The sequence below is a fragment of the Runella zeae DSM 19591 genome (genome assembly GCF_000423565.1).
GTDB classification, from domain to species: Bacteria; Bacteroidota; Bacteroidia; order Cytophagales; family Spirosomataceae; genus Runella; species Runella zeae.
In genome coordinates, this window is record NZ_KE384037.1 from 254,315 (window position 1) to 270,710 (window position 16,396).

Annotated in this window: 13 protein-coding genes; 6 read left to right on the forward strand and 7 right to left on the reverse strand. The window is 41.6% G+C overall.

Annotation, left to right across the window (positions count from 1 at the left end; all coding sequences use genetic code 11):
* Positions 1 to 8: 8 nt before the first annotated feature.
* On the forward strand, positions 9 to 1,457 hold the full coding sequence (locus G563_RS0121955) for a cellulose synthase family protein (RefSeq protein ID WP_028667202.1): 1,449 nt from the start codon (positions 9 to 11) through the stop codon (positions 1,455 to 1,457).
* A gap of 71 nt (positions 1,458 to 1,528) precedes the next feature.
* Here G563_RS0121955 and rpmB read toward each other — a convergent pair whose 3' ends face one another.
* The 7 genes from rpmB to G563_RS0121990 form a co-directional block, all read right to left on the reverse strand.
* The gene (rpmB, locus tag G563_RS0121960; protein ID WP_028667203.1) at positions 1,529 to 1,753 is read right to left on the reverse strand and encodes a 50S ribosomal protein L28; all 225 of its coding nucleotides are present in this window, start codon (positions 1,751 to 1,753) and stop codon (positions 1,529 to 1,531) included.
* Positions 1,754 to 1,926: 173 nt separating this feature from the next.
* A complete protein-coding gene (locus G563_RS0121965; RefSeq protein WP_028667204.1) occupies positions 1,927 to 2,304 on the reverse strand; it encodes a LytR/AlgR family response regulator transcription factor in 378 nt (125 codons plus the stop codon).
* Between the two features lie 114 nt (positions 2,305 to 2,418).
* On the reverse strand, positions 2,419 to 3,453 hold the full coding sequence (gene ruvB / locus G563_RS0121970; RefSeq protein ID WP_028667205.1) for a Holliday junction branch migration DNA helicase RuvB: 1,035 nt from the start codon (positions 3,451 to 3,453) through the stop codon (positions 2,419 to 2,421).
* A 96-nt stretch (positions 3,454 to 3,549) separates the two neighbouring features.
* A complete protein-coding gene (locus G563_RS0121975; RefSeq protein ID WP_063828432.1) occupies positions 3,550 to 7,173 on the reverse strand; it encodes a PKD domain-containing protein in 3,624 nt (1,207 codons plus the stop codon).
* 223 nt (positions 7,174 to 7,396) lie between these two features.
* Positions 7,397 to 8,245, reverse strand: a complete 849-nt coding sequence (locus G563_RS0121980) for a sugar phosphate isomerase/epimerase family protein (protein ID WP_028667207.1) — start codon at positions 8,243 to 8,245, stop codon at positions 7,397 to 7,399.
* A 187-nt stretch (positions 8,246 to 8,432) separates the two neighbouring features.
* Positions 8,433 to 9,656: an MFS transporter gene (locus tag G563_RS0121985; RefSeq protein WP_028667208.1), complete on the reverse strand. Its 1,224-nt coding sequence runs from the start codon at positions 9,654 to 9,656 to the stop codon at positions 8,433 to 8,435.
* A 71-nt stretch (positions 9,657 to 9,727) separates the two neighbouring features.
* The gene (locus G563_RS0121990; RefSeq protein ID WP_028667209.1) at positions 9,728 to 11,044 is read right to left on the reverse strand and encodes a Gfo/Idh/MocA family protein; all 1,317 of its coding nucleotides are present in this window, start codon (positions 11,042 to 11,044) and stop codon (positions 9,728 to 9,730) included.
* Between the two features lie 165 nt (positions 11,045 to 11,209).
* Between G563_RS0121990 and G563_RS0121995 the strand changes: the two genes are divergently transcribed.
* The 5 genes from G563_RS0121995 (at position 11,210) to G563_RS0122020 (ending at position 16,285) form a co-directional block, all read left to right on the forward strand.
* A complete protein-coding gene (locus G563_RS0121995; RefSeq protein WP_028667210.1) occupies positions 11,210 to 11,992 on the forward strand; it encodes a DUF4595 domain-containing protein in 783 nt (260 codons plus the stop codon).
* A gap of 76 nt (positions 11,993 to 12,068) precedes the next feature.
* Positions 12,069 to 13,142, forward strand: coding sequence for an ATP-binding protein (locus G563_RS0122000; RefSeq protein ID WP_084650940.1), 1,074 nt, complete (start codon positions 12,069 to 12,071; stop codon positions 13,140 to 13,142).
* 144 nt (positions 13,143 to 13,286) lie between these two features.
* Positions 13,287 to 13,922: a response regulator gene (locus G563_RS0122005; protein WP_028667212.1), complete on the forward strand. Its 636-nt coding sequence runs from the start codon at positions 13,287 to 13,289 to the stop codon at positions 13,920 to 13,922.
* A gap of 648 nt (positions 13,923 to 14,570) precedes the next feature.
* Positions 14,571 to 15,059 carry a hypothetical protein gene (locus tag G563_RS0122015; protein ID WP_028667214.1) on the forward strand — a complete coding sequence of 163 codons (489 nt, stop codon included), beginning with the start codon at positions 14,571 to 14,573 and terminating at the stop codon, positions 15,057 to 15,059.
* Positions 15,060 to 15,067: 8 nt separating this feature from the next.
* Positions 15,068 to 16,285: a papain-like cysteine protease family protein gene (locus G563_RS0122020; RefSeq protein WP_028667215.1), complete on the forward strand. Its 1,218-nt coding sequence runs from the start codon at positions 15,068 to 15,070 to the stop codon at positions 16,283 to 16,285.
* Positions 16,286 to 16,396: the final 111 nt, after the last annotated feature.

The following is a 16,396-nucleotide window of genomic DNA, read 5'->3' on the forward strand; positions in this document are numbered from 1 at the left end:
GAAGATTTATGGAGGTCGTTGTTATCCTATTATATGTAGCCGCAAGTATTGTATTATTTTCGTACAGTTGTGCGCAATTGAGCTTACTATGGAACTACTGGTATAAACCCAAGCCTATGCCTACCCGTGCTGGCTCATTGTCTGCTCTGCCTTTGGTTACGATTCAACTGCCTATTTATAACGAACGCTATGTAGTAGAGCGACTTCTTAAAGCCATCACAGCGCTCAATTACCCTAAAAACTGTTTAGAAATTCAAGTTTTAGACGACTCTACCGACGAAACACGCCCTCTTTTAGAGAAACTAATAGCACAATATCAGTCCGAAGGTTTTGATATAAAGTACATTCGCCGAAGCCAACGTACCGGCTTCAAAGCAGGGGCTTTGGCCTATGGCCTTCAAGAAGCCCGAGGAGATTTGATAGCTATATTTGATGCGGATTTTATTCCAAAAGCTGATTTTTTGAAGCAAACTTTGCTTTATTTTCACACGCCTAAGGTGGGCGTTGTTCAAACGCGCTGGGGGCATCTCAACCAATCTTATTCTCTACTCACCATGCTGCAAGCCTTTGGGCTTGATGGTCATTTTACGGTAGAGCAAGGTGGGCGCAATGCAGGAGGGCATTTCATCAATTTCAATGGTACGGCGGGTATTTGGCGCAAAGCCTGCATCATAGATGCCGGAGGGTGGTCGGCCGATACCCTTACCGAGGACTTAGACCTGAGCTATCGGGCCCAACTACGCGGATGGGAGTTTGTGTATTTAGAAGGCATCGTTACGCCTGCCGAACTACCTGCCACCATGCCTGCTCTCAAATCCCAGCAATACCGCTGGATGAAAGGAGCTGCCGAATGCGCCCGCAAAAACCTCTCCGCAGTATGGCAAAATAAAGCAATCAGCGTCTCTACCAAAATATTTGCCACGTTTCATCTGCTCAATAGCGGCGTTTTTGTTGCGGTATTATTAATGTCTTTATTGAGTTTGCCACTTTTATTTATTACTACACACAGTACCCAATATCATACTTTATTGGGAATTCTAAGGCTTTTTCAGTTGAGTATTATTGTGTTGGTGGGTTTTTATGCCACCGCTCATTACTCCCAAAAGACCTTTTGGCAATTGGCATGGCAATTACCTCTATTTTTGACAGTCATCATGGGTTTATCATTACACAATGCGATTGCTGTAGTAGAAGGTTATTTAGGTAAAAAAACGCCCTTCATTCGGACTCCTAAGTGGGGCATTGTAGAAAAACAAGATAGCTGGGCACAGAAAAAATACTTACTAAAGAGCTTTAACCTTCTGACAATGCTAGAGTTGCTTCTTTGTTTGTATTTCATAGGAGGGGTCGTATTAGGAGTATATTGGGCTGTGCCTCAACTGATTGTCATGCACGCGATGCTTGCTATTGGCTTTGGTTTTGTCAGCTTTTATTCTATCAAACACTCTCTCGTTTAGGTACATACACCAACAAAAAACCCCGCTGCAGCGGGGTCAATGTCTTTTGCAAAAGATTTTATATCGTCGGCTTACAACGCACCGGCTTCTTTCAATACTGCTTCAATACCTTTTTTATTGATAGTGCGAAGCGCAGAAGTAGCCAATTTGATTTCAACCCACTCGTTCAAAGAAGGTACAAAAAACTTCTTTGTCTGCAAGTTTGGATAGAACTTACGCTTAGTTTTATTGTTAGCGTGTGATACGTTATTACCTACTCGAGTTCTTTTGCCTGTAATTTCACAAACTCTTGCCATGACGATTGATTTTTTCAGAATGAGGCGCAAAGGTCGTAATTTTTCTAAAATTTGCCAAATCTTTATCAAAAAAACCTCACTTATTTGAAAACAGAACGGAGCTTTGGGAGGAGTTGATACCAACCTCTTTCTCCAAAAGCTCCATACGATATTCGTTCTAAAATAATTGTTATTTAGGCACTTTGGCGATATTCAAGTGACTTTTTGACAAATTGGCGACGACGCTTTGATACGGGCAATTTTTTCCCATTTACCAAATGTACAAAGGTACCTTCCTCGGTGATTGTATAATCAGCAAAATACTCGAAGTTGACCAAATACGATTTGTGAGTTCTTATGAAAGGTGTCTTTTTGAGAAGAGCTTCGTAACTTTTCAAGGTTTTGGCTTGTACGTATTGTTTGCCGCTTTTTGTAAAAATCCGAACATAGTTGACATCAGCTTGAATGAAAACTACTTCGCTAGTGTGGATAAAAACGGAACGAGTAGGATGAATTAACTCCAAATGCGAACGCTCTCCCGCTACGGGGAGTAAAGATTTGATATTGTTCATGGCTGTATTAAAATGTTAATTAATAATTACTGCGCAAAAATGGGATATATTTTCATCACTAAGTATACCCATTCAAACCGAAGTGCAAATTTTGATAGCTGAAGCGTACATTTTCTATCCTCCAGAGAACAAATCGCCCGTGCGATGTCTTGGAAGAATGCCCAAATGACGATAGGCTTTTTCGGTAGCTTCGCGACCCCGAGAAGTACGTTTCAAAAATCCTTCTTGAATCAAAAATGGCTCATACACTTCTTCAATGGTTTCGGCTTCCTCGCCGCAAGCCGTCGCAATGGTCGAAAGCCCAACGGGACCGCCCTTGAATTTCTCAATGATGGTTGACAAAATTCGGTTGTCCATGTCGTCGAGGCCATTTTGATCTACGTCGAGCGCTTTAAGGGCAATTTCGGCGATTTCGACCGTGATTCGTCCTCGGCCTTTGACCTGAGCAAAGTCGCGGGTTCGGCGCAGGAGATTGTTGGCAATACGAGGGGTACCGCGACTGCGGCGTGCGATTTCGAAAGCACCTTCATCATCGATAGGGGCTCCTAAGATTTGGGCAGAGCGCTTTACGATAGAAGACAACAATTCGGCATTGTAGTATTCTAAGCGACAATTGATTCCAAAACGAGCTCTCAAAGGAGAAGTCAATAAGCCAGCGCGAGTAGTAGCGCCTACCAAGGTAAAAGGATTGAGGCTAATTTGAATACTGCGGGCGTTTGGCCCCGAGTCGAGCATAATATCAATTTTATAATCTTCCATGGCCGAATAAAGGTATTCTTCCACCACGGGATTGAGACGGTGAATCTCATCGATAAACAAGACGTCGTTGGGCTGGAGATTGGTCAACAATCCCGCCAAATCACTCGGTTTATCCAAAATAGGTCCCGAACTCGTTTTGAGAGAAGCCCCTAACTCATTGGCTATGATATTAGAGAGGGTGGTTTTTCCAAGACCTGGAGGCCCGTGCAAAAGCACGTGATCTAGTGCCTCACCGCGTTGTTTAGCGGCTAATACAAATACTTTTATATTTTCAAGAATTTTGTCTTGCCCTGCAAAATCATCAAAGGACAGAGGCCTGAGGGCCTTTTCTATCTCTTTTTCGACGGGCGTAAGAGGATCTTTGTTTCCAGTTAAATAGTCTTGGCGCATTGGGGAAGTTGGCTAATGAATGAGGAAGTCTTATTTTCTACAAACTATAATTTTCTTTATTTGAACTCCACATTCTATAGCCAAAGATACTAAAAATCATCGAATCAGCAGCACGGCTCCCCGCTGCGATGTGCGCGGCCTATCGGGGAAATATTTCGATTTGAAAGACACCACATACGGATAACTCATTGGTGGGTAGGTGGTTCCTCGATAAGTACCGTCCCATTTTTGGTTGATATCGGTAGTGTGATAAATGACCTCCCCCCAACGATTAAATATTTTCAAATCAAAGTCTGAAAGATGATCTCCATATACATCCAAAAGGTCGTTTTTACCGTCACCATTGGGCGAAAAAGCATCTGGCACATACACCCGTGGCTCGCATCTCACTACAACTCTTACGGTATCTATCAACTCACACCCTTGTGGACTAATGATACGCACTCGATAAATCCCTACCGTATCGACCGTAACACGGGTAGATGTACCGTCAATAGGTGGAAACCACCGAAATGTAAGATTGGGTGAAGTAGGACGAATAATAATCGTAGCACTCGTACCATCAATATCACACAGAGCAGCTTCGCGATTGAGTTCATAGGTAGGACGCGGAGCCAACGAAAATCCAAACTCGTCGCTATCCGTACAACCCGTAATAGCATTTGTGACCGTAAGACGATAGGTACCCGCTCGATTGACGCTAATGCGTGAGGTAGTATCCCCGGTGCTCCATTGGTAGCGATTGCCCGGAATCAACGGTAAACTTGGTATAAGTAAAGCCGTGTCTCCAATACATTTGATACGATCGGGTCCTAAACTCAGGAATTTTTCGGGGATAATTCCAACCGTAATGTCTCTAATCGTAGTATCGCACCCGCCTACGTCGGTAACTTTTACGTTGTATTTGCCGGGCAATAAATTATTCAATAATTGGGCATTACTTCCAACAGTCGCGCCCAGTGCGTTTGTCCACACATAAGTTGTAGGCGTACCTGCAACTGTATTGAGATTGATAGCTCCTGCATTGGGCAAGGTACATCGTGCATCCACAATCGTAGGTGCTAGCCGCAAGTTACGCACTGCCCGCAAGTTGAAAGAAGAATCAGTGGCACACACCATAGGGTTTCCTCGCAATCGGACTTTATAGGGGCCTTCCCTCAAATTGGCAAGTGTACTCCCACTACCCATGATAGGTGCGTCATTAGCACCAAACCATTCATAGGTATAATTGCCCGAAGGCGTGACTGTTCCGATCAAAATAACCCCGTCTTGAGTAGTACAACCCGTGGGTGGGGTCAATGTAGCTTGCAAACGAGCCTTAGGCAGCGCTCTCACTTGTATGGTATCTTCATTGACGCACGCTTGCGGTGTCCCGGTATTGATAGTTACCTGCACTGAATAGGTTCCAGGTTGAGTTACTGTAATTAGCTGAGTAGTCTCCCCGGTACTCCATTGAAATTTATTCCAGTTGGTAGGCGTAGGTTTGGCATTAAGTACTACATTTCCACCTCCTACGCAAAGGCTCGTATCAGGACCTAACGAATAGGCAGGAGGTCTTCTCATGTTGACTTGCATCCCACCTCGAGAATAGCACTGCTCTTCAGGACCATTGATAGCATAAGCCTCATATCTTCCTGAGCCACCATTAGGTTGTAAGGTTATCGTTCGGGTTTGGGCAAAAGGTGCTCCATTTCGTAGCCATAAATATTTTTCTGCTTCCACTCCCACATCTACCACGAGCCTATTGACGCAGGTATCTATGGGCGAACGAAGATTGATAGGGTCAGGTGTACGGATAATAGTAACACGCTGCGTAATCGTAGTGTCTTTACAACGGTTTCGGAGGGTCAAACTCACCGTGTAGGTCCCAGGCTGCTGATACGTATGCTGTACTTGCTGCTGCTGCCCTGTCGTAGGTGCCGAGCCATCTCCAAAATTCCATGTGTATGTATCTTTGATGGGATCACAGAGAGGTGATGCTTGAAAGTTGGTAGGCTGATTGGAGCAAGTATCCGAATACTCAAACCCAGGTCCCGAAGAAGGTTCGGTGAAATTTTGTACAAAATTTGGTAAACCTAACTGACTTGTTTTGCCCCCCAAAAATATTCCATTACTTACAAATTGTACTTCATCTTGCGAATCTTCATCTGGTGCATTAATCACGCCCAAATATTGACTATCTTTTTTGGCTAAATATATACGGCCATCAGAGCCTATTTGCAAGGCACCGTACACTTCCGTGGCCGAGCTGTCTATCAGTATTTTAGAATCGGCAATAAGCGTAGAATCTTCCAAACTTAAATCAAACTGCCAGAGTTTGGAAAGGGTAGTATCACTTTCGCTCTTTTGTAAAGATACATACATTTTAGTGCCATCAGGAGAAAATTCCACCCCGTAGGCTTTGGGAGGAGCAGGTCCCAAGTCAAAGGTCTTGGGGCCAGAAAGCGTCCCCGTCGAATCATTGAAGTCATATATCTCCACCAAATTGCGCGGAGGTCCCGGCACCACTACCGCCAAACGGCGCATACCCGTGCTATCAGCCGGCGAAAACTTCATATAGCCTTCGGCTTTGTGAGTGGTATCTTGTACAGCACCTAGATTTACAGGGGGCTTTGCTTCAATTCCAGCTTTAGTAGCATGATAGATTCTAAAAGTATTGCTTTTATAATCATGCGTCACAATCCAATAGGTAGAATCGCGGTCATTACGAACTGATGCAACCCGTTCGGTAGTGTTGTTGCTTAATGGTACATTTGTCTGCACTACTTCACCTTTACCGCCGTTGCGACGCATATCCACAACACTATAGCTAAACTGCTTCTGCCCGTTGATTTCGGAAGTAGTAAAGATATAGTAGAGATATTCGCATCCACGGCAAGTAGGCTGAGGCACTATCAAAGCCGATTGGGTAGAGTTGGGGCTTCCTCCTAGCAAAGTGGTATCCTTGGAAGGCATGAGTGCGCCATTTTTATCATACACCCTTACGCCATCAGTATAAAACAAAAGCTGCCCTTTCGAATTGGCTATGGATGATGACCCTTCGGGAGTTTTGAGCTGACCATTGTCGATTGGAGCAGGATTGCCGCCCGAAAAATCCAGACCTGCATTGTTTCCAAAAAACCATTTTGCTCCTTCTTGGCTGGTTTGTTCCAAACAAACTTTCACATTGATGCGGTCTTCATAGGAGCAGCCTTCTTCGTTGGTAACTTCTACCGAGTAGCAACCCGAGCTATCTACCCGCAAGGTCTGGGTGGTATCACCCTTTGGAAACCACATATATTTGGCTCCTGCTGGCCCGCCCGAAGGATATGGATTCAAAATCAGTTTTCCTAAGTCTTCCTTACAAATCATGGTATCGCGCCGCCAGTTCTGAAACTGAGGTGGGGGAACACCAATGTTAATGGTTCGGGAGACCGTCTGGGGAATCCCGTTCACAATTCTCGTAAGGGTAACAAGCTTAGGCCCTGGCACTTGAAACACGTGTTTGATACTTGGCGTGGAAGCAGTAACAATGCCACTTCCATCCCCAAAATCCCAGGTCCATGCGGTAGAAGTAGCGAGAGAATCCGTAAAAGTTACCGAATCACTTTTGCACTCTACATCCGGAATACACAACTTTCCTTTTACATCAAAAGATTGCGCACTGACCCTCCCTGACATAAGCATCAAAAGTATGCTACTTCCGACTATCCAAAGAAATATTTGCAGCGTTTTTCTCATGGGTTTCATTTGACTCCTCTATCACAAATCTCGTGCCTATTCTCAACCTACTTTCTGGTACAGTTGTTTACGCAGTTTTTCATCATAGTGCTGCATTTATAGAAACTTTCTTTCAAAAACAGGTCAGAAATTAGGTGCTATCTAAAAACGACAAAACCTTACCGAAAATTTTATACAATTTTCAAGTAAGGTAATAATTTCTGCCGAAAAGAGAGGTATCGGATTAGAGACTTTTCAAATAGACTAAGCTCTGAGGTACTTGCTGCATCGAGCCAAGGTTTTCGTCTTCGATATAATAGTATTTGATAGCGCTTTTTTTGGCAGCTTTCAAGATTTCTGGATAGTTGATTTGCCCGGTGCCGAGTACTACACAATTTTCGTTGGGTGTGCTCCCTGCCATACTACTTGGCACTCCTTTTTTGAGGTCTTTGAGGTGAATCAACTTAAACCTTTTGGGATATTTTTTTAGAATAGCCGCAGGGTCTTGACCCGGCAAATGCATCCATACGACGTCCATTTCATAAAATACCGTTTTAGGGTTGGTATTTTGAACGATATAATCAAAGTAAGTCGCATCCTGATAAGGCGCAAACTCAAAGCCGTGGTTGTGATAGCAAAAAGTAAGCCCATTGTCTTGGAGTTTTTGGCCAAAACGATTGAAGTCTTCCACCGTTTTCTTTGCCAAATCCAAATCCATCGGCCCTTTGTGAGGTACGGAGCCTATTCGCACAAACTCCGCACCTAGGGTTTTGGCATTTTGAACCACGGTCTCTGTCTTGTTGTTGAGGTCATCAAAACTGACCCCAAGGCTTGTACAACGCATCCCGCGTTCGTCCAATAAAGCACGAAGTTCGGCGGCCGTTTTTCCAAAAAGATTAGAGAATTCGATATTGGTAATACCCATTGCTTTTACTTTATCAAGCGTACCGGGCACATCTTTGGCAAAATCGGTACGAAAAGTATAAGAAACCGCCCCTGGTGTATCTTTCAGGAGTTTACCAAACTTTTGGGCATGAGCAGCGGGCAAAACACTTATGGCCAACACCGCCACTGAAAACAAGAACTTTTTCATTTGAGCGAAAATATAGATTAAACTTATAGACTGAGGCAACCACTTAGGAATGTGACAAAAAATTTGTGCATTTTAGAATTAAGGAAACAAAATAGACTTTCTAAGTTTAAGCCCATAAGAGACTCATATTCAACACATTAAAAACTTAGAAAGTCTTGGTGCATTTTCAAATTAATCAATCCCCTCTTTACTCTTCATAATTCAAGTCTTTGGTGAAAGTTTCTTCCAAGAAATAAAGAGAGACGAGCGCAATCGCAACCGTAGTAGTACCAATCACCAGAGCACTATTGATAATTCCCAAAGAAGGTCTCAAAAACACAAATACCGACGTAAGAATGATAGCCGTTCCGCGCACAAAATTGGGTACTGAAGTAGCAACCGTAGCGCGGAGATTGGTACCAAAAAGCTCGGCTGCAATCGTAATAAAAATGGTCCAATAACCATTACAAAAACCAAGCAAAGTGCATATCACATAAAAAACCGTTGCGTTTTTGGAAGGGAATAAAAGGTACACTAGCATAAAAGCAAACGAAAGCACAATAAAAATACCGATGATTTTTTTACGGCTCCGCAGGTATTGACTCCCAATACCGCTCAAAATATCCCCAAAAACTTGCCCAGTAAAAGCAAGCATGACACATTTGCCGGCCAAAATTGGCTCTTCTATACCTATTTCTTTCCCAAATTCGGGCGAAAAGGTCATCAAAATCCCCGTCACAAACCACAATGGAATACCCACCAAAATCGATAATAAGTATTTTGAGAAACGTTGCCAATTGTTGAACAGCATGAATACATTCCCTTTTTGCACTTTTTGAGATTTCATTTTTTCAAAAAGCCCTGATTCAAATACGTTCAATCGCAACACAAGGAGCATCAAACCCATGCCACCGCCTACAAAATAAGAAATGCGCCAATCGAACCAATCTGCCACAAAATTGGCGGCAATTGCCCCAAAAAGCCCCATAGTAGCTACTACGGTGGTGCCATATCCTCTGATTTCTTTGGGCAATACTTCCGACACTAGTGTAATACCCGCCCCTAGCTCTCCTGCCAAACCAATGCCCGCGATAAACCGTAAAAAAGCGTATTGGTTTACAGAAGTCACGAAGCCGTTGGCGATATTGGCCAAAGAATACATGATAATCGACCCAAACAAAATAGACAATCGCCCTTTTTTATCCCCCAAAATCCCCCAGAAAACCCCGCCTATCAACAACCCCGCTAACTGTGTATTGAGCAAAAACACACCCTCGGGTAGTAGTTGGTCGGGTGCTACGCCTAGGTCTTTGAGGCTTGTAACGCGCACTACACTAAACAAAAACAAATCGTACATATCCACTAGATAGCCTAATGCCGCTACCAAAACAGGAACTTGAAAAAGATGTTGTAAGGTGGATTTTTGAGACATATATTTTTTTTATTTAACCACGGTGTAAAAGAGCGGCACAAAGCCACTCCTTATTGCTTATAATGGGATATTTAAACTTTGTCAGGAACTACGTAAGGAGCGCGGTATTTGCGGGTAAGCATTGCATTGGCTTCTTTATCACCGACAAATTTCTCGGTAATAGGGTCAAATTTGAGTTTGCGATCCAAACGATAGGCGATATTTCCTAGATGCGCCAGCGAAGCCGACAAATGCGCCGTCTCGACCGGGCCATTGAGCAATGCCTTGTTTTTGGCACGTACCGCATCCACAAAGTTTTTGTAGTGATCTCCTCCTTCTTTACGAGCGGGCCCCGGCTCACGATTTTTTCCTAAGAAGGTTTTGTAGTCATTGTATCCATTGATAACCATGTAGCCTTTGTCGCCATAAAACAAGTTACCTACTTCTATGCCGTCTTCTTTGTTGGTCATCCAAGGTCTTACTTCTACCTCTATTACCTTTTTTTGTTTGGGATAAATATAGGTTGACGTGAGTGTTTCGGGAGTCTCTTTGCAATCATTCCACAAAAACTTCCCTCCCGCCGAGGTGATTTCTTCGGGAAGCCCCACATTCAACCCCCACATAGCCAGGTCGGTTTCGTGAATACCTTGGTTGCCAATGTCGCCATTGCCATACTCCCAAAACCAATGCCAATTGTAATGTACATAGTTTTTAGAAAAAGGACGAACTTGAGCCGGCCCCTGCCACAAGTCCCAGTTGAGTCCCTCAGGTACGGGCGAAGTGCCTTCGTTTCCGATATCGGGGCGCCATTTGTAAATCAAAGCACGTGCCATGTATACATTGCCGATAAGTCCTTCACGCAGGTGTTTGATAGCCTCTTGCATCGCTACTGAGCTACGCAACTGCACACCGTGCTGCACGATACGGTTGTATTTGGTCGCCGCTTCTACCAATTTACGGCCTTCGTATATATTATGACAGGCGGGTTTTTCGACGTATACATCTTTGCCTGCCTGACATGCCCAAATAGCCGCCAAAGCGTGCCAGTGATTGGGCGTAGCAATGCTCACCGCATCGATGCTTTTATCTTCATATACCTTCCTGAGGTCTTGTTCGGTTTTTACTTTTCGGTTGTAAGTTTTCTCAAATTCAGCGGCCCGCGCTTGCAATACCACATTATCGACGTCGCAAAGTGTAGCAACTTCTACATTTTCCAAACTCGAGAAACCCGATATATGATTTTTACCGCGTCCATTGATGCCAATCACGGCCACGCGCAAGCGGTCGTTAGCGCCGAAGGCCCTTGAGGGGATAATCGTAGGGATTCCTACGGCCGTAGTTGCTACGGTAGCCGTTCCCACCGTGGCAGTTTTGAGAAACTCACGGCGCGAAAAAGAATTTTGTTTCATGAGGCAAGAGGTTTTTAGATATTTTCTTAGGAATAGTGTTGTATTTCTATCATACTGCCGTACTAAAGCCTATACAAGGGCGTTGTTATACTTTATCCTAAAGCACTTTCTTATCGTCCAACTACTATAACTTTTAAGCAAATGAGGGTTAAAATCTTACTTCCAATGAGTATCATACTCCTTGGACTTGGGAGCTGCAAAAGAATTGAGACAGAAAATACTCCCACACCTACAGCTCCTACCCTAGCACAGCAGGCCAAAGAATATGCAGATGCTCATCCTGCTATTCAACCTCCAGCATTAGTAAATTATCAACCAACTTCAGTAAAGGTGAGCATAGGTAGCTTTTCGGTAGGTACGTACAACTTTCAATACGATTCTCAGAAACGTTTAGTAGATATATCTCATGACAAAAACAGCGTTTTTAATACTTATTTGGAGCCCACCAACTCAAAAGCAACTAGTAAATGGAATACCCGAGAAATAAACTATCGGCTCAATCCTCAAGGGCTCGCTCAAAGCTCCGAAGGGATGTTTATGAACGGGAAAGAGGCTGCGGTGGAATATTTTTATAAAAATGGATATTTGGTCAGTAGTGCTGACAAAAATTATCTTTCAAAACTCACTTACAAAACCAACGGAGACTTGCAAGAATGGAATGGTCTATCACACCTAGGTGAGACCATACGAGCCTCATACACCTATACTACCTTTCCCAATACAATTCAACAAGAGATTAATTATTGGGCTGCCCCGCACTTCGCATTAAGGGGTGATTTTTTAGGGAAATATAGCTCCCACTTGGTGGAAAAAGTCACGTTCCAAAATGCCGCTCTTAACAATATCACGCTTGATTTTTCTTACTCTTTTGATTCACAAAATAGAGTTACAAAAGTTGTTATCAAACGTAGTTTAGGCGACGAGGCCATTTATGAGTACAATTATTAAGAAAAACATTGTTTGAATTAAGTTTAAAAGTGCCGAATTTTAAGCATCGTTTCGACGGCATTAAAATTCGGCACTTTTGAAATTTCTCCTCTTTACCCTTGGTTGTTTTTGTTTGTTGGGAGCCGCTACAGCACAGCTTCCACTTCGACGTGCTTTAGTGAATGGAAAATCAATCTCCCTCGCTAAGCCTTCTCAGCCGATTCAGTTAGCTGCGGCCAACAACGACCTCGTGCTGGATTTTGAAGCATTAGCCGGCAGTGACTCTGTTTTTTATTATTATCGAATTCCTTCTATCACCCAAGTTTGGTCCCAAAGCTTATACCCTTCGGCTCATTATCAAAATCTAAGCGGTGGCCGATACACCTTTGAGATATATGCTCAAAGCAAAAATCATAAAACGCCCGTTGCCACGCTGTCGCTAGAAGTCAAAGAAGCTTTTTGGCAAAAGTGGTGGTTTTGGCCTTCCATTGCCGTTTATGTTTTATTAGTAGTGGGAATTGGTATCTATTTGTTTTTTCTGTACGATTTTCGTCAAAAACTCAAACTCCAATATATCCGAAATCAAATCGCTTCTGACCTTCATGATGAAGTAGGTGCCAATCTCAACTCTATCGCCATTTTTGTAGAACTTCTCCGACAAAAAGTCAAAGACAATCCCGCTTTGTTACCGATTTTGGAGCGTATCACGAGCAACAGCGAAGAAACCGTGACCCTCATGCGAGACACCGTATGGGCCATCAACCCCACCAACGACTCCACCGAAAAGTTGGTAGAAAAGATGCGCTTTTTTGGGATAGAGATTTTATCAGCCAAAAACATCGCTTTTACGTTCGACAATCAGCTTGATCTCAAAAAGGAGTATTTTTCGATGGAGCAACGTCGCAATCTGTACCTCGTTTACAAAGAAGCCATCAACAACATCGCCAAACACGCCCTTGCCACCAAAACTACTTGCACACTTACGTCCAAAAACGGCTCCGTCGAAATCCACATCCTCGACAATGGCGTCGGGTTTGACCTATCACAAACTTTTGAAGGAAATGGCCTCAAAAACTTCAAACTACGGAGCCAAGAAGAATCACTAAACGTAAGCGTTTGGAGCCAAAAAGGAAGCGGAACCCAAGTGACCATCCAAATTTTATTGGGCTAGCTGCCCTAACTCACCAATATTGGGGATGTTTTGAGTAAGGACAAGCCCCTAATTTTACTGCATGAAAAAGTAGTACCGTTAGATAGAATTTCGGCGGTATTTTATTGCTTTTTTAGCTAAATTTATAAAATTGAGAATCATCTTATGATAAGCGTACTACTTTTTGAAGACAACAAAAACTTCCGTGAGAGCCTTTCTTTGTATTTAGCTAGTGCGGAAGGGATTTGGTTATCGGGAGCCTTTGCCGACGCTACCGAGGCCGTAAAATTGGTACGCAAATACAAACCTGACGTTGTACTTATGGATATTCAGATGCCACACCTATCGGGAATCGATGCCTTACAAGCCATCAAATCTTCGAGCAAAGATACCAAAGTGATGATGCAAACAGTGTTTGAAGATGATGACAAGGTATTTGCGGCTATCTGCGCGGGTGCCAATGGCTACATCCTCAAAAACCCCCGCCCCGATACTTACGTACAAGCTATCGTTGATGTTTACAATGGCGGCTCACATCTAAGTCCAAGCATTGCGACGAAAGTATTGACGATGTTTCAACATCAGTTTGCCAAATCAGAACAAACTTATATTCAGCTTACCCCACGCGAAAAGGAGGTTTTGCAATGTATGGTAAAAGGAATGAGCTATAAAATGATTGCGGATGCTTGTGATATTAGTTTCAACACGGTGCATACTCACATCAAAAAAATCTATGAAAAACTACACGTCAACTCAGCACCCGAAGCCGTAGTTAAGGCTTTGGAGTGGAAATTGGTGTGAGAAATTGAATAGCTCTAAAAATGAGCAAATTTGCTATAATACCTGAAATATTAATAATTAATAGTGCATAGGTAAAATAAACGGGCGAAGTTTCATAAAGGCTATATTGAAGCAAATTAGACAACAAAGGCATTAAGCAATTAATAAAGACAGCAAGAGTAAAAATAAAAAACGAATTCCTATACAAAGTACTCTTAGTAAATTTAGTTTGAAAATAAAAAAACACCAAACACAAAACAACATAATACAACTGAATAAAAAACCAAGCAATATTATCGTAATTATTAATATAATCAAAGAAAAAATATCTACATATTAACAAAAATATACCTAAAAATATCAAAAAAACCATTGCCTTTTTTTGATAATATTCATTCAAAAAACTACGAAAAGCAAAAGACAATAAAACAAAAAATTGCAAGAAATAAAATGGTGTAAGCCAATAACTATTTTGATTTTTAATTTTGTAAAAATAAAAAGTTATCGAATCAACTACTACACCTAACAACAAATACATAAAAATAAACCTTGCTTGCTTGGTGTATTTAATTTTGGAATAAGAAAACAGAACCAACAAAAATGATGTAACCATCATCAATATATTCAGAAATTCATTTAAAGTTACTAAACTCATACCTTTCATATTTTATGGCATCATTACACACATTTCAAGAACTTACTGACCAAATCAATTTTCGTCCTCTCCTACTCAACAAAATAGGCATTGACGACATACTAGCTACCGACGGCTTTGAAAGCATTGGATTTTATGTTGTTACGAGCAAGATCAAAGCAAACAAATATCCCAGCATCACAACTATAGCTTATGTTTTGTTTGGCGAAGATAAGAAAGCTTTTTTAAAAATTGACGGCAAGAAAGTTTTTATTTCAAGCAAACAACTCAAAGAAGCAGGATTCAAAAAAAATGACAACCTGAGCAACACCTCTTTTTTAATTTTAAAGAAGGACCTTGAAGACATTTCGGTAAAATTAGAAAGTTATATTTTTTCTTATTGTGTTTTTGGAATTGAAATTATAAGTGAAGGCTTCTATGAACTTTTTTATGAAATCATAGATTCGTGGAAAGGCGGCGGCGGCGGCCCTGGCCCTGGTGTAGCAGTAAGCCCCTCTAACTAATAAAAAATATGATAAAACAACATATAAATAGAGCTATATTCCAACCTCAAACTTATGCTGAAAGCTGCTGGGCAGCTTCCTTTACAAATGTCTTTTCTCAATTCCCTAACGAAACAGACAAAAAGACAGAAGCAGATTTTTTAACCCAATTAGGGAAACGAGGAAATAATGCCTCTATTCAGAAAACGGAGTTAGAGAATTTACTTAATAATAGTATTTTTTCTAAATATCTTACAAAACTACCCAACTTATTTTGGAAAAGCATTACAGCGATTGTAGATAGTGGAAAAATTTTGGTGCATTGTTTTCCTATATTTGAGTCACCAAATAGCCATTTTGTCAATATATATGGCTATGAGGAAAACAAAACTGGAAAATGGCTATACATTTATGACCCCAAGCCTGATAAAAAGGGGCAACACTATGTTTTGAGTTATAGTTATTTTTTACAAACAATGACCCAAAACACAGGCGTCACAAGAAACCAGATGGCAGGTATTTTTTATTTTAAAGACACTCCTCCCCTTAACTCATCTCTTGATACTCAAAACTTCTCTCTGCATGATGCCAATGTCAAGACAAATTCTCTTCTTGAAAATTTGGTATCAGTCGCTAAAACACTTATAGAAGATTCATCCGCAGTCTCTCATGAATTTCTTAGCATAGCAAATGTACCCTTAGAAGGAATCAAACGAGGCTCCATTAAAACGCTAGGAAAAAAGCCAGAAGAAAATAACATTTTACAACCTACTAGTTTAAGAGTAGCTGAAATTCAACTTAGCCAAACTATTAAAAACTTTCAAATTCTAAGAAGTCATCTGTACAAATCAAACTTTCTTCCACTCATACATATTACAAATGCCAATGTAACACCAAATGAGTTTAAATTTATCACCGCTATCACTTATCGACAAAATGAAAGTGGGGTAGAGTCAATATTTTCTTTAGAGTTCTTGAATGTACCAGAGATAAAGAACACTCTAAATACCTTTTTAGGATTACCGAATTTCGGATTATCGATTTATATCGAAAACGATAATTATCGAAGATTGGAGTTAACAGCCGACAACATTCTTCCTTTTACATTTCAAATCGATAAAAAAGATTTTATGAGCAAACCTCTAAGTTCTTTAGATCAACTCCTTCAACAAAATACAATACAAGTAAGTACTCCTAACGATTTTGTAAAAGTAGAACAATTCAAAAATCCTCGGCGACGCAAATAATCGTTGAATTATAGTAGCTCCCCACTTACATCCCCAAAATTGGGGATTTTTTGATTTTGGGCAATTCCCGACCTTTGTTAGGCAAGCTTTTAGCCTTCTCATAGGTGATTT